This is a genomic window from Iodidimonas nitroreducens (assembly GCA_000710935.1).
In the GTDB taxonomy this organism is placed as follows: domain Bacteria; phylum Pseudomonadota; class Alphaproteobacteria; order Sphingomonadales; family Rhodothalassiaceae; genus Iodidimonas; species Iodidimonas nitroreducens.
This window is the reverse complement of sequence record BAYV01000013.1, coordinates 133,259-148,275: the sequence shown is the minus strand read 5'-3', so window position 1 is coordinate 148,275 and position 15,017 is coordinate 133,259. Positions and strand designations below refer to the sequence as shown.

12 protein-coding genes are annotated in these 15,017 nt (G+C 55.8%); 5 read left to right on the top strand and 7 right to left on the bottom strand.

Annotation, left to right across the window (positions count from 1 at the left end; all coding sequences use genetic code 11):
- The first annotated feature begins 274 nt into the window (after positions 1-274).
- The 4 genes from AQ1_RS06645 (at position 275) to AQ1_RS06630 (ending at position 3,175) form a co-directional block, all read left to right on the top strand.
- The gene (locus tag AQ1_RS06645) at positions 275-1,078 is read left to right on the top strand and encodes a LuxR family transcriptional regulator (RefSeq protein ID WP_042085539.1); all 804 of its coding nucleotides are present in this window, start codon (positions 275-277) and stop codon (positions 1,076-1,078) included.
- 357 nt (positions 1,079-1,435) lie between these two features.
- Positions 1,436-2,053: an acyl-homoserine-lactone synthase gene (locus AQ1_RS06640; RefSeq protein WP_052371066.1), complete on the top strand. Its 618-nt coding sequence runs from the start codon at positions 1,436-1,438 to the stop codon at positions 2,051-2,053.
- 41 nt (positions 2,054-2,094) lie between these two features.
- Positions 2,095-2,985, top strand: a complete 891-nt coding sequence (locus AQ1_RS06635; protein WP_042085536.1) for a phytanoyl-CoA dioxygenase family protein — start codon at positions 2,095-2,097, stop codon at positions 2,983-2,985.
- Positions 2,978-3,175 (top strand): hypothetical protein, encoded by a 198-nt coding sequence (locus AQ1_RS06630; RefSeq protein ID WP_042085533.1) that lies wholly within the window; start codon positions 2,978-2,980, stop codon positions 3,173-3,175. The genes AQ1_RS06635 and AQ1_RS06630 overlap by 8 nt, the downstream gene beginning before the upstream one ends.
- Positions 3,176-3,441: 266 nt before the next feature.
- On the opposite strand, the gene meaB is transcribed toward AQ1_RS06630, so the two are convergent.
- Positions 3,442-4,455, bottom strand: coding sequence for a methylmalonyl Co-A mutase-associated GTPase MeaB (meaB, locus tag AQ1_RS06625; protein ID WP_042085530.1), 1,014 nt, complete (start codon positions 4,453-4,455; stop codon positions 3,442-3,444).
- Positions 4,456-4,478: 23 nt separating this feature from the next.
- On the bottom strand, positions 4,479-6,170 hold the full coding sequence (locus tag AQ1_RS06620) for a dihydrolipoyllysine-residue succinyltransferase component of 2-oxoglutarate dehydrogenase complex (RefSeq protein ID WP_152550396.1): 1,692 nt from the start codon (positions 6,168-6,170) through the stop codon (positions 4,479-4,481).
- A gap of 164 nt (positions 6,171-6,334) precedes the next feature.
- Between AQ1_RS06620 and AQ1_RS06615 the strand changes: the two genes are divergently transcribed.
- Positions 6,335-6,760: a group III truncated hemoglobin gene (locus AQ1_RS06615; protein ID WP_042085626.1), complete on the top strand. Its 426-nt coding sequence runs from the start codon at positions 6,335-6,337 to the stop codon at positions 6,758-6,760.
- Positions 6,761-6,781: 21 nt separating this feature from the next.
- Here the strand turns inward: AQ1_RS06615 and scpA are convergent, their stop codons facing one another.
- The 5 genes from scpA to AQ1_RS06590 form a co-directional block, all read right to left on the bottom strand.
- Positions 6,782-8,962, bottom strand: a complete 2,181-nt coding sequence (gene scpA, locus AQ1_RS06610; RefSeq protein WP_042085524.1) for a methylmalonyl-CoA mutase — start codon at positions 8,960-8,962, stop codon at positions 6,782-6,784.
- Positions 8,959-10,947 (bottom strand): methylmalonyl-CoA mutase family protein, encoded by a 1,989-nt coding sequence (locus tag AQ1_RS06605; protein WP_042085521.1) that lies wholly within the window; start codon positions 10,945-10,947, stop codon positions 8,959-8,961. Before AQ1_RS06605 ends, scpA begins: the two co-directional genes overlap by 4 nt.
- A 110-nt stretch (positions 10,948-11,057) precedes the next feature.
- Positions 11,058-11,558, bottom strand: coding sequence for a DUF3833 family protein (locus AQ1_RS14465; RefSeq protein ID WP_052371065.1), 501 nt, complete (start codon positions 11,556-11,558; stop codon positions 11,058-11,060).
- Positions 11,559-11,622: 64 nt separating this feature from the next.
- Positions 11,623-12,432, bottom strand: coding sequence for a sulfite exporter TauE/SafE family protein (locus AQ1_RS06595; protein ID WP_042085518.1), 810 nt, complete (start codon positions 12,430-12,432; stop codon positions 11,623-11,625).
- An 80-nt stretch (positions 12,433-12,512) separates the two neighbouring features.
- Positions 12,513-14,969 (bottom strand): patatin-like protein, encoded by a 2,457-nt coding sequence (locus AQ1_RS06590; RefSeq protein WP_161760464.1) that lies wholly within the window; start codon positions 14,967-14,969, stop codon positions 12,513-12,515.
- Positions 14,970-15,017 lie beyond the last annotated feature (48 nt).

Below are 15,017 nucleotides of genomic sequence, written 5' to 3'. Positions count from 1 at the left end.
ACGATCTCCCGCCCGCACCCATCATATCACAGCCCCAACACACAGGGATCCATTCTTTTTTGCTGACCTCTGCCCGGCGCGGCGCATGATCTGACAAACAAAACTTTATCCCAATCTTGCATAAAAATCGCAAATAACAATCTATGATTGATTGTGCGAAAGCGAAAAATATTTACTAATAGGCAAATGATGAGGCATATCTGCACACGATAAAAGCATCAGGCGCCATAGGATGCTTTAACGGGATGGAACAGGGAGGCCGCGTTAGGGATAGATGGTTCATTTTGCCATTGTTCAAAATTTCATTGAAACGGTTCAAAGATGCCACAGCCTTGATGAAGCTGGGTCTGTTTTTGAAACGACCATTGCCGAACTGGGCTGTGAACATTTTGCCTGCCTGTCTCATAGCATTCCGGGGCAAGCGGATCACACCGCTTTTGCCCTTCATAATTATCCCGAAGAATGGATTGCGACCTTCATCAAAAACCGCTTTGATCTTGATGATCCGGTTTTATCTTCCAGCGAAACACGCACTTTGCCATGGCGCTGGGATGATCCGGCCTGGAAACATTCGCTCAATGCAAAACAGCATCAAATTCTTAATTGTGCAGGTGAATTTGGCCTCGATGTGGGGTTCAGCATCCCCATCCATTCCCATGGAACTGTAACCGCCTCCTGCTCGGTGATCCACAAAGAACAGATTGATCCTGATGTGATCAGCGCCATCCATCTGATGGCTTTTTATCTTTATGAAACCGGCCGCCGATTCTGTGCCGCCAGCCGGTTCCCAAAAAAATCCCCGCTTTTAACCGCCCAGCAAAAACGTTGCCTTGAACTTGTGGCGCAGGGAAAAAGCGATTGGACCATTGGCACGATTTTATCGATCAGCCGCCATACCGCTACCTCCCATGTCACGGCCGCAATGCGTCGTTTGGGCGTCGCCACCCGGGTCCAAGCCGTGGTGCAGGCGCTTTTCATGAATGAAATCGCCTTTCTCGATGTCACAGGGCCTGATCTTGTCACACCACCCTTGACCATGGCGCACCGGCCCTCAAAAAGCCAATCTCCCTCCCTTTAAACATGTAAATTCTCACGCTTAGGATGAATTTTTACAAACGCAATGACCTGCCTTTGGGGATCAGGCGTTCATGTGTTTTTGGTCCTGTCAGCATCCATCTTTTAAATAATTACAGGTTTATTGTACAATAGATTACTGTTTATTTAAAAATTCCCCCTTGGAAGAAAGCTGAAAAAATTCCACTTGTGTTTTTCTACTCATTAGAGAATAATCAAAGCACATAGTACTACAGATTTGTAAATTAACTCTATAAACAGGCTTTTCAGGCCGTCAACCTATAAACCTATGGGAAGAACAGCCACCGTCCATCCCTGATACAGTTATCCCTCTTCACCGCTATTATGAGGGAGCACTATCATGGTGATCTGTATTCCGCCCGAGCAACATGCGGAATTTTCCGCTTTGATCAATCAGACATTGCAACACAGAAAAACTGTGTTCATCGATGAACTGGGATGGTCGATCCCGGCTCAAGGCCTGATCGAACGCGATGAATTTGATGATCACGCCACCTATTTCATTTCGATCCGCAACCAAAGGGTGCTGTCATCAACCCGCCTGCTGCCCACAGATCAGCCGCATCTGATGTCGGAATATTTTGACGATCTGTGCCATGGGGGGGCGCCCCGTGCGCCCGATATCCTTGAAATCAGCCGCATGTGCGTTTCACCCCAGATGCGCTCCCCCGCCCGGCGATCCTATGAAATTTCAAAGCTGGTCACCGCCTGCCTTGAATATAGCCTGCTGCGCGATGTGCGGGCTTTAAGCTTTGTCACAAGCACCGGCTTTATCCCTTCGATGCTGCGTGTGGGGCTGACTTTGCTGCCCCTGGGCCTGCCGCGCCCAACTGAAACCGACATCATCAGCGCCTGGCAATTGCAGGTCAGCCCCCATGGCCTTGATGCTTTGAGCAGCCATTTCAAAATGACCCTGCCCCTGATGCGCATGGCTGATCAGATCAGAATTGCCGCTTAAATCACAATGAAAAACCTTCGCCCATTAAAGGGAGATCATCAATGGCAGCATTGCCAAATAGCCTGATGAGCAAAGCGCAAGACAACAGCGCGCTGATCGAAAAATTATGCAAGGATGGCTATGTCATCTGCAACAATCTGATGGCCCAAACCACCTTAAAGCGCCTGCGGACCGAACTGGAGCCATGGTTTTTGCAAACACCGCGTTGTGAGGGCTATTTTTATGGCTATCAAACCACGCGCTTTGGCCGTCTGCTCACCAAAACACCCGCCATCCAGCCCCTGATCACCCATCCTTTCATCAAGGATCTGAACGAACAGATTCTGGGGCCACATTGCGATTATTATCAGCTCAATCTGACACAGGCGGTGCGCATCCACGCGAATGCCCCGCAACAACCGCCCCATCGTGATGAAGATATGTGGCCAACGCCTCATAAGGCCCATGAATTTCTGATCAATGTGCTCTGGGCGATCGATGATTTCACCGCCGAGAATGGGGCCACGCGGCTTTGGCCGGGTAGCCATCGGCAGGATGGAAAGCTGCACGATCCCGATGCCAGCCAAATGCCCGAAATCATGGAAATGCCTGCGGGATCGGCACTGATCTTTTTAGGCTCAACCCTTCATGCCGGCGGCGCCAATATCGCCCGCACCCACCGCACCGGGATCATCGTGAGCTATAGCCTTGGCTGGCTTAAAAGCTATGAAAATCAATTCCTTGCCTATCCCCCCGATGAAGCACGCCACTTGCCGAAAGAGCTTCAGGATCTGATCGGCTATCGGCTGCATCGGCCCAATCTGGGCGGCTATGAAAATCACTGCCCATCCGTTTTGCTGCAATCATCCGGGCGCCCCGCATCCTTGCCAGCGCGCGATGCCCTGCCCCCTGAAATCGAAGCCCTGTTGAAAGAGGCCTATGAAAATGTATAATGATATCATAAAGATACCGGAATTATCCCGCGATACATTGCTTGATTTCCACAAAAAAATCAGCGAATTGGCCAATGAGGCCAAAAGCATGGATATCGAGCTGGTTGCGCTTTTGCTGAATAGCGCAGCCCTCAATCTGGAAGAACTGGTGGGATCGCAACATCCGTGCGATGACAGCAAGATGCACTGACCCCGCCTCTCTATCCTACAAAAAAACCAGCCCCGCCGCGCCTTGCCGTGTCGGGGCTTTTGGGCTTGGTGATCGATTGCAACCAAAAGCGCGATAAATCGACAAAAAATGCGGTGCCGCTGATCCATCTTCTTTATGGCCGCGTAAAGATAAGTACGAGAGTTGCATCACCATTTGCCTGGCATCCCATCACCCCAGCCCCAAGCCCATGCCAGGCAAAACTGGACGGTCCCCACAAAGGACCGTCCCTTTTTTTGCGGATGCCTTCAGATGAAATCGCCCATGCCAAAATGCGCCAAAAGCTTTTCGGCGGCGAGGGTTGCGGTGATGCGATCGTCTTTCACATCAGCCATCAGATCGGGCAAGGCCGCTTTCACCTCAGGGTTAGCGCGAAACCGGCTGAGCAAACGATCTTCCACCATTGCCCACATCCATTTGATTGTCTGTTCTTGCCGCCGCTCATGAAATAAACCGCTTTTAATCATGATTTTATGATGCTGCTGCATCTGCGCCCACAGATCATCAAGGCCCTGGTTCAAAAGGCCGGAAATCGAAAGCACCGGCGGCTTCCACGGGGCATCGGCAGCGGTCATGATCTGCAGGGCCGATGCATAATCGCGGGCCGCCCGCCGCCCCTGATCGGGGGCCTGATCGGCTTTATTCACCGCGATGATATCGGCAAGTTCAAGAACGCCTTTTTTGATCCCCTGCAGCATATCCCCAGCCCCCGGCAGCATCAGCACCAAAAACAGATCAACCATATCGGCAACCACATATTCCGATTGCCCGGCCCCCACCGTTTCCACCAGAACAACATCATATCCAGCGGCTTCGCACAGCAGGATCGTTTCCCGGGTGGCACGGGCCACCCCCCCCAAAACCCCCGATGATGGCGATGGCCGGATGAAGGCACAGGGATCAACAGCCAGCTTTTCCATGCGGGTTTTATCCCCCAAGATCGAACCGCCACTGCGCCCCGATGAGGGATCAACTGCCAGCACCGCCAGCTTTTTGCCCATCGCTGTGAGATTGCTGCCAAAAGCATCGATAAAAGTTGATTTCCCAACGCCGGGCACCCCGGTAATGCCGATGCGATGGGCTTTTCCGGTTTCGGGTAGCAGGCGGGTCAAAAGCGATTGGGCGGCTGCCAGATGATCACTGCGGCGGCTTTCCACCAATGTGATGGCCCGCGCCAAAGACGCCCGATCCCCAGCCCGCACGGCGGCGGCCAGATCGTTCAGGCCTTGTTCGTCCCATGTCTTGGATTTTGCGTTTTCCATGCCGTGCCCAGCCCCCAATGGCTTTAAAATGCGCCCCAATAAATGGGCCTGAGCCGGAAAAACACCTGCCGCCCCACCTCTGCCTGTTTATCCAGCACATCCTCACGCCTGCGCAATTGCTCAAAGCGCGCCTGCAGGGTCTGGAAAAAAGGCGCATGAAGCGCGGAAAGATCGGGCTTTACCAAAGCCAGCAAAGCATCTTCGCGGGTTTGCTCCCGATCCAAACGATCAATGAGATGCGCCGCCGCCCGATCCAGATCATCAAGGCATAAAAGGGCGATCTGCGTTGCCCGAGGATTAAGCATCGGCTGTTCCAGCAAAGGCCCAAGGGCGGCCAAAGCCTGATCAGGCTCGCCCATTGCTTCATAGGCACAAACGGCAATCTGGCGGATGAAAAACTGGCCATAGCGGGAAATCGAGCCAAATTCCGCCCGTGGTGCCGCATCAAGGGCCGATTGATAGCGCCCCTCCCCCAAAAGAATGGCAGCATAATTGATCTGCTGGTTCACAAGGCCCGGAATGCGCGCCGGATCAAGGGCTGCGATCTGGCCCAAAAGGCTGATGGCTGCTTCGGTTTCCTCGATATCCAAAAGCGCATAAGCCAGTTCATTGGCCACCCATAAAATCTGCGCGCCAAGGGGGCCGGAAAGCTGGCGCATATCCACCGCCTGCATCACCGCCCCCCCCAATTGCACGGCCCGATCCGATAAGCCGTGGCGGCGATAATCTTTCATATGCTGACGAATGAGGACAAGGGAATTGCTGTTGCCCTGCCGCACCTGCGCGATGAATTCAAGCTCCCGCGCGGTGATCGCCGCCGCCGTGCCATAAAGGGTATCAAGACTGCGCCAAAGGGAGGAAAAACGGCGATCCACCATCATGCCAACGACCAGATCCGTTTCATAAATTGCTTTCAGCAGGGCTTCGGCTTCAAACAAGCGCCCCCGCACCCCCAGCATTTGCACAAGATCGCGATAAAGGGCATCGGGCCGGGCATCGGCAGGCGCTCCGCTATAATTCGCATCCCTTAAAGCCAGCAACAGATCAAAGGCCAGATCTTCGCGGCCCAAACCGATCACGCCATTTTTGATGGCCATCACCGCTGCTGTGTGCACGGGGCGGGCAAGATCGGGGCGAACCCCGGCCAAAGCCTTCAAATCCTGGGCGGCGGGTATCCAATCGCGTTGGGTATAGGCGAGCAAAAACCGCTCATAATGGGCTTCCGCCGGGGCATCAAGAAACGCCAAAGCCTTATCAAGGGCTTCGCGCGCCGCCTCATGGCGATTGGCCAGCACATGCGCCTTGGCCACCGCCAGCCATGCCCGGCCCCGGCGATCCCGCTCCAGATTACCCTGATCCAAAGCGGCCTGCGCCAAAAGCGCCGCCTGCTCATAATTGCCCGCCTCATATACCCTAACGAAATCAAGGGGTTCATTTTCGCTTGCTTCAGTCTCAGGGGCTTGAGGGTCTGTTGCTTCGGGGGTCGATGCTTCAGGGTCATTGGCTTCAGGTGCTTCGGGGGTCGATGCTTCAGGGTCATTGGCTTCAGGTGCTTCGGGGGTCGATGCTTCAGGGTCATTGGCTTCAGGGTCAGTGGCTTCGGGGGTCGATGCTTCAGGGGTTGGCGGCGCATCTTGCGTGCTCGCCAAAGACACATCAGCGGGCCCCACTAAAGCCAGCCCAAAAACCACCGCAAAAAAAACGCCTCTCAACACCCATCTCACAATCCGAACACCTTTCTGCCAATTCATTGAGGCGATCATAAACAGCTTCAAGGGATGCGTCGATCATTCGCAGGCAGTTTCAGCAAGCTGTGATGGCCGAAATGCGTTTCAGATGATAGACAGAGCCCCTTATGACGCATGAAAAAAGATCAATCATGACAAAGCTCCCCATGCCTGGCGAAACCAGAAGCCCGCGATTGCCCCTTCATCCCGATATTGATGAGGCGATGATCCGCCGGCTTGTGCACGCCTTTTATGGAAAAGTGCGCGAAGACCCGCGCCTTGGCCCGTTATTTGCGCAATCGATCAGCCAGCCCTGGCCCGAGCATCTGGATAAAATGTGCGATTTCTGGTCATCGATCATGCTGAAAACCGCCCGCTTCAAGGGCCGCCCCATGGCCACCCATGCCAAAATCACGAATTTGGCGGAAAGCGATTTTGCCATCTGGCTACAGCTTTTCGAGGAAACGGCTTATGCGGAGTGCCCGCCCGCCTGTGCAGCGATTTTTGTGGAAAAGGCCAGCATGATCGCCGAAAGCTTTCGCCTTGGACTTTTTTATCGCCCCAATGCCATCCATTAAATTGAGGGTTAATGGCCCCGATCATGGGCGGCTGCGGGCCGCAAGATTTTCCTTCAAATCATCGAGCAAGGTAGAAGCCGCATCGGCAATCACCGTGCCGGGCCCGAAAATGGCTTTGGCCCCGGCCTGATGAAGCGCTTCATAATCCTGAGGCGGGATCACCCCCCCCACCACGATCATAATATCTTCGCGGCCCAATTCAGCCAAGGCTTTGCGCAGCGCGGGCACCAGACTCAGATGCCCCGCCGCCAAGGAACTGGCCCCCACAATATGGGCATCATTTTCCACCGCCTGCCGCGCCGCTTCCATTGGTGTTTGAAACAGCGGGCCGATATCCACATCAAAACCGAGATCGGCAAAAGCGGTGGCAATCACCTTCTGCCCGCGATCATGGCCATCCTGTCCCATTTTGGCGATCAGGATGCGGGGTCTGCGGCCCTCCTGCTCCAGAAAATCCTCAACCTTTGCAAGAACCGCTTCTATCTTTCCATTATCCTTGCCCATGGCGTTTTTATAAACCCCCTCGATCGCCCTGATCTGCGCTTTGTGTCGGCCATAAATCTTTTCCAAGGCCAAGGACATCTCCCCCACTGTGGCCTTGGCCCGGGCGGCCTCCACGGCCAAAGCCAAAAGATTGCCCGCACCGCTTTGGGCCGCTTGGCTCATGGCATCAAGGGCTATGCGCACCGCATCCTGATCACGCTCCGCCTTCAGCGCCTGCAATTTTTCCAATTGGCCTTTGCGCACAGCCGCATTATCAACCTTTAGAACATCGATATCCTCGTTTTCATCAAGGGGATATTTATTCACCCCCACAACGGTCTGGCGGCCGGAATCGATCCGCGCCTGCGTGCGGGCGGCGGCTTCCTCGATCCGCATTTTGGGGATGCCCGCCTCGATGGCCTTGGCCATGCCGCCTTCGGCCTCCACCTCATTGATATGGGCCATGGCCCTGATCGCCAGATCATGGGTCAGCCGCTCCACATAATAGCTGCCGCCCCAGGGATCGATGCTGCGGGTGGTGCCGCTTTCCTGCGCAATCAAAAGCTGGGTATTGCGCGCGATCCGGGCAGAAAAATCGGTGGGCAGGGCCAGCGCTTCATCAAAGCTGTTGGTGTGCAGGGATTGGGTATGGCCATGGGTGGCAGCCAGCGCTTCGATACAGGTGCGGGTTACATTATTATACACATCATGGGCGGTGAGCGACCAACCCGATGTTTGGCAATGGGTGCGCAAAGACAGGGATTTGGGATTTTTCGGCTGGAAATTTTTCTGGATCAGGCTGGCCCATAAAAGCCGGGCCGCCCGCATCTTGGCCACTTCCATGAAAAAATTCATGCCAATCGCCCAGAAAAACGACAAGCGCGGCGCAAAACGATCAATATCCAGCCCGGCAGCGATCCCGGCGCGGGCATAATCTATGCCATCCGCCAAGGTATAGGCCAATTCAAGATCGGCGCTGGCCCCGGCTTCCTGCATATGATAGCCGCTGATCGAGATTGAATTGAAGCGCGGCATCTGTTGGGATGTATAAGAGAAAATATCGGAAATGATCCGCATCGAAGGCGCGGGCGGATAGATATAGGTATTGCGCACCATAAATTCTTTCAAAATATCATTTTGAATGGTGCCCGAAAGCGCACGCGGTGAAACTCCCTGCTCCTCGCCCGCCACGATAAAAAGCGCCAGAATGGGCAGCACGGCGCCATTCATGGTCATGGAAACGCTCATCTGATCAAGGGGAATACCGGCGAATAATTGCCGCATATCATAAATAGAATCGATCGCCACCCCGGCCATGCCCACATCGGCAGCCACCCGCTCGTCATCACTGTCATAGCCCCGATGGGTGGGCAGATCGAAAGCGACCGACAGGCCCTTTTGCCCCGCCGCCAGATTGCGGCGGTAAAAGGCGTTTGAGTCTTCGGCCGTGGAAAAGCCCGCATATTGCCGGATGGTCCAGGGCCGCTCCACATACATGCTAGGATATGGCCCGCGCAAAAAGGGCGCAAAGCCGGGCATCCCATCAATGAAATCAAGGCCAGCGCGATCCTGTTCATCATAAAGGGGTTTGAGCTCGATCCCTTCCGGGGTGAGAAAAGCCGGCTCATCCCGTGCATCCTTATCTGGATGGGCAGGCTGATGCGCAGCGCTTTGGCCCGCAAACAGATCAAGGGCGGCAAAATCGGGGATGGCGCTCATGATCTGTCTCCTTCATCCTGATCTTTTTGATCCTTTTGATCCCAGCGATCATGGGCCGCGCCCAATAGCTTCACCAGATCGATCCCCTGATGGATAAAGGCATCAACCCCTGCGGCGCGCAGTTCCGCCTCATCAGAACCGGCTCTGCCCGCCAGATACACAAAGCCCGCCCCCGCCTTTTTCAAAGCCCGGGCCAAAGCCGCCCCATGCTCGGCATAATGGGCATCGGTGCCACAGATCACCGCTTCTGGGGCATCCGATCCGGCAAAAGCTTGGGCGATGGCCTCGGGCTCCATCCCCCCCGCACCGGCAATGGCAGCAATGCCGCCGGTTGCAAAAGCATTGCGCACCCAGTTGAGCCGGGCTCCATGATCGGCCAGCGCCCCCAAAGCCGCCAGATATATGCGTGGCCGCCCGCCACTATCAGCAGCTTTGGCAGCAGCTTTGGCATCGGCTCTGGCGCGCAGATGCTCATAATCCTGCGCCAAAGGGCGGAAGGGTAAAGGATCAAGCCTTGCCGCATCATCGCGCGCCGAAAGCCCCCCCATTTGCCCCCCGGTTTGCCCCCCCATTTGGCTGGCCAAAGCTTCTTGATCGACAGGATCAAGGGGCACCGGCGGTTCATCAAGGTTTGGGAATTCCGAAACACCGGTGATCGGCTGTTTGCGGCTTGCCAGATTTTTGGCCAATGCCGACCAGCTTTCATCCAGAAGCTGCGCGATCATCCCCGAACACAAGGCCTTTTCCATCCCACCCTGTTGTTCGATTTTGCGGAAAATCTGCGAGGCCGCCTGCGCCAGATCATGGGTTTGCGCCTCGATGGTAAAGGAGCCGCCCGCCGGATCGATGACCTTGTCCAGATGGCTTTCTTCCGCAAGAATGATCTGCACATTGCGCGCAATGCGCCGGGAAAAATCATCCGGCACCCCTGAAGCATGGCGATGCGCCGCACTATGGGGCAGCACGGTGATCGCCCCGGCCCCGCCAATGGCCGCAGAAAAACAGGCGATGGTGGCCCGCAGCACATTCACCATGGGATCATAGCGGCTGATCATCCGTGGCGCGGTTTCAGCCGCCAGATCAATCGCCTGCTCATCCACCCCGCAGGCGGCCAGAAGCTGCGACCATAAAAGCCGCATGGCCCGGAATTTGGCTATCGTTAAGGTGACATCACAATCCGCCATCAGGCTGAAGCTGATCTGCCGGGCGGCATCCACAAGCGAAAGACCCGCTTTTTCAGCGCATCGAAGATAAGAAAGCCCGCAGGCCAAAGCGATGGCCAATTCCTGTGCCGGGCTTGCCCCCGCCCCGTGATAAGCCCGGCTGCTCACGGAAAGCGCCCGGATATGGGGGGTGCGATCATGGCATTGGGCGGCAATCGCCCCGGCTTCCTTCATCGCATCGGGCAAGGACGATAAAAGGCTGCCACCTTCGGCCAGCGCGCCTAAAGGATCGATCCCAAATCCACCCGCCATGTGGGCACCTGTTAGCCCGCGCCGATCCCACAAGGCCAGCAAAAGCGCAGCAGCAGCAGGCCCAAACCGCCCGGCATCCAGATAAACCGGGGCAAGATTTAAATCCACATCCAAAAGAAGCCGATCCAGATCATCCAGATCCCCCACCGCAACCCCTTTTTCCGCCATGGGATCAAGGCTGAGCAGGCAATGGGTGGCACCGCGCTCCAGATCCTTTAAAAGCTGGGCATTGGCGCGCACCGGATCGGGATGATCGATCCGCTGGCGGATCTGCCAGCCCCGGGCATCGCCCAAGCGGCATCTGATCGGGGCATAAAGATGGGCGGGATCAAGATCAGGCTTTGGATGATCGCGGCAATAAAGGGGGGCGATAACAAAGCCATCCGGGCTGGTGCTTTCCATCACCTTGGAAAAAGATCGCGCATCAAGGCCCTGCTCGATCAGCGCCTTCCAATCCTGATAGCCCACCCGATCAAAGGCTACGAAGGCATCTTTTTCACCATATGGCATAGCTGATCCCCAAAACGGCATGTCATCGAGACATCGGTTTAGGCCCGAACACCCTCGAAAGGCAAGACCAGCCACGCCATCGGATCAGCCAAAAAATGATAAAAAGCCCCTCACAGCGGGCTATAAAGCGCCCAGACCCGCGCAATAGGCAGGCCGAATTTGGTGATTTTGGTATCACTGGCCATCAGGCCATCCCCCAGCAACACCATATGATCGCGCAAACCAACCCGGATCGTTCCCGATTTTCCCGCATGATCAAGCCGATAGCGCCAGATGGCGGCCATGCTGCCCGCCCGGATGATGCGCGCCTTGCCCACCACATCTTCGGCCCTGGCCGACCAGCCCCCATCGGCCTTGATCATCTGCCAGCAGCGTTCAAAACGCTCGCCATCTTCATAGATCATCTGCTCATCGATCAACAAAGCGTCATCTTTTGCCTGTGCCTTGAATTCAGCAGTGAACCGCCGCATCTGCCCGCGCATATCTTCAACAAATCCCCGGCAAAAGCGCGGCGCGGAAAAATAAGCCATCAGATCGATGATCCCGTCTGAACCCATTGGTGCAGATGGATTTTGGGCCGCCTTGGCGGCAGGATGGGTGGGCGCTGGCATGGGGGCAAAACTCCTGTCACATCGTCATATCCATCTTACGCCCTATGAAATCTTTCAGATCATGTCACCACAAAGTGGATAGCAGGCGGATCGATGTGAGCATCAGAAAACAGCCAAAAAGGATCGAAAGGGTCCGCCTTTGCAGCCGATGGGCCAGCCGCGCGCCATAGGGTGCCGCCAGCACCGCCAAAGGCACCATCAGCAAAACCGATGGCAGATGAACAAAGCCGAGCATAGTGCGCATCCCTGTCGCCACCGACCAGCCGCTGATGATAAAACCCACCGCCCCCACGATGCTTACCAAAGAGCCAACCAGCGCCGCCGTGCCCAGGGCCCGATGCACCGGCACCCCGAATAAAGTGAGATAAGGCACGGTAAAGGTGGAACCGCCAATGCCCATCATGCTGGCAAGGCTGCCAATCACAAACGGGGCCACTGTTCCTGCCGGGCCTTTGGGCATTTCGGCCTTGAGGCGCATCCCATCCAAAGGCAAAAGCATCTTGATCGCCATAAAGAAAGCAAAGCCGGAAAAGAGCAGAACCAGGACATCACCCGGCATGAAACGGGCGGATAAGGCCCCCACCGCCGCCCCCATGGATACGGCAGGCACCCAAAGCCGGGCAAGCTGATGATCCACCGATCCATGGCGGGCATGGGCGCGGGCCGAGGCAAATGTTGTGGGGGCGATGATCGCCAAAGAACTGGCCACTGCCATATGCATCCGCCAATCCGCCGCCGCCCCTTGGAGCAAAAAAACCTGAAACAGGATCGGGGTCATGATAATGCCGCCACCGATCCCCAAAAGCCCGGCCAAAAGCCCGGCCACAATCGCCGCCACTGAAAGCAGGGCAGCCATGCTTAAAAGATCGATCATGAATTCTGGCACTTTATCGGGACTTTCAGGCCATGTTGGAGCAAAAGAACAAAAGCATCATGCGAGGTTCAGGCTAGCTATCACATCTTTTGCGCATCAAGGCGCAGGGATTTGATTTCATCGCGGATCAAGGTCAGATGCGGGGCTTCGGCATCCAAAATCGATAAAAACAGGCGCTTTTTCATTTCCATGATATTGAAATTGCCCGATTGCACGGCTTCAGGGGCGGCAGTGGCCAGAATATCAATCAAACGCTCTGCCCCCGTGAGCCGACCCCATAAATAATCATTTTCACGGAATTTTCGCGAGAAGAAGGCCCCGAAATTCCCCAGTTCCACGCCCTTCAAAAGCTCGCGCGAGCTGCCTTTGCGCAGGCTGTTGGCATCATTCACCGAAATCCGATCAACCTTGATATCATCAAGCTCATCCAAAGATTTCCAGTGCGACATGGGAAAGGTCAGCACATCATAATAAGCAAAGCCAAGATAGGCGATCACCAATTCCCGCCAAAGATAGGCATCAGGGCAATGCGTGCCTGCCTGCGCCAAAAGCTGATCGAGATCGATATCTGCTGCCGGTAAATTCATCTGCGCCGCCATCTGCTCCATCAGCGCATCAATCGCAGCCTGATTGGTTGCCGGGCCATTGGTGGCAGCATCGCAGCGCGGCCATTGATCGCGATTTCGGATCTCATCCACATGACGATAAAGGCTGGCCTTCAGGCTATTGAGCCAGGCCCGGGCCAGGCGGGGGTCGCAGGCCCCATCATCGCGCAGCAATTCGCGATAAAGCTCATTCACCCGGCGGATCATGAAACGCATCCGGCGAATGCGATAGCGCACATCAAAGCGCCGCAAAAACCGGATCCAGATCACGCCATCGCTATTCTGGCTTTGCTGCGAGGCATTGCCAACCGGGCGCACACCGGTGCGCCAAGCCCATTCATCGATCATCGCCTCAGATAGCATGCGATCCCGTAAGCGCGCGCAATATTGCACCTTTTCCGCCACATCCGATAAAACCGACAAAACCTTAACCCGAGCATAGCCATCATAAGCATAAGAGGCATCGCGCGCGGCGGATTCATTGGCGGTGCCGCGCCAGGTGATCAGCCGTCCCGCATCGGGCGCGGCATCAAGGCGTTCACCCATCAATGCGGTGATCATCCGCATGACATTGGGGCGCACCGCCTCCACCACCTGCCTTTGCAGGCGCACATGGCGATTGAATTCAGCCAGCCATTCCAGATCATCGCGGATCGGCTGATTGCGCGGAATATCCGACATCGCCGCCTTGATGGTTTTGAAAAAGCCCGGAATTTCACGGGCAAAGCTGCGCCGCACTTCGGGATTGGGCTCGATATAAACCAGCCGACGATCCACTTCCCGATGCGCGGCCCGGCTCTGCACGGCTTCAATCGCCAAAGAAATCGGCTTGTTCATCAAAACGCTGCCATCGATGAAAGCGGCATCTTCGGGGTCTTCACCGGCATCGATCAGATCGGAAAAATTCTGTTCCAAAAATGCCGCGCGCCCGATCCATGATATTTTTCGGTCTTTGGCCACTGCATCCATTTCCGCCAAACGCGCCGGCGGAAAGGCCCCGGGAAAGCAGCTTGTGGCCCGCGCGGCAAACGCCAATGATGCCCGATCATCCATCCCCATATCGCTGATGACCGTGCCATCGGCCTGCCGCACATAGGAAAACCGCAAAGTATGGCGATGCTCGCGTTCCTCGATCAAAGGCGGATCATGCAAAGTGATGGCTTCGCGATGGCCCCAGAAATCGGTGGTGGTGACAAAAAGATCAAGCGCCTGCCCCCGAGGTAATAACGATTGCGGGCCACCATCCGACCCCCCCATGGCCACCACCGCATCCAGCATCATCTGGCTCATTCTGACCCCGGAAAAGGGTGGCTCGAACCAGCGCGAACGGGTGAACAGCGAAATTTTCTCCGTCACTTCAGGGTCCTGCCCCAAAGCCCCCAATTCTTCGGCGCGTTTTTTGCGCCACTGCCCCAAGGTCCATAAAAAAGGCCGCATATAGGGCTTTGACCACAGGCCCGCCCGGCCCATGGGATCAAGCAATTCCGTGACATCGGCCAGATTGAGCCATAAATCGCGATGGGGATCGAGGGAGAGATCATAAGCAAGCGCCCGGGCCAGCATCACCGCATTGATGCCCCCGGCTGAGGCCCCGGCGAGCACATCCACCACCACCCGCAGATCAACATCGAGGCTGATGCCACACAGACATTCATAATAAATCCGCTCGCTATCGGTTTCATCCCGAATACCCGGCGTTGCATCCTCATAGCTGCATTCGCCCCCCACCGAAAGGGTACGCGCATCATGGCTTGCCCGCGAGGCCCGCACCAGTTTCAAGATTTCCTTGGTGATCCCGTGCATATAAACAGCGAGCGAAACCCCGCCATAACACACCAGCGCCAAGCGCAATTCCCGCTCATGAGGGGCGCCGGTCGCGCTTTCTTCTTTAGCCGCTGGCTGCCGATCCTGTGGATCGCTGGTTTTTGACATGATATCCGCACTCGATGATGAAGCGCCCATGTTTTCATGCTAACCCGT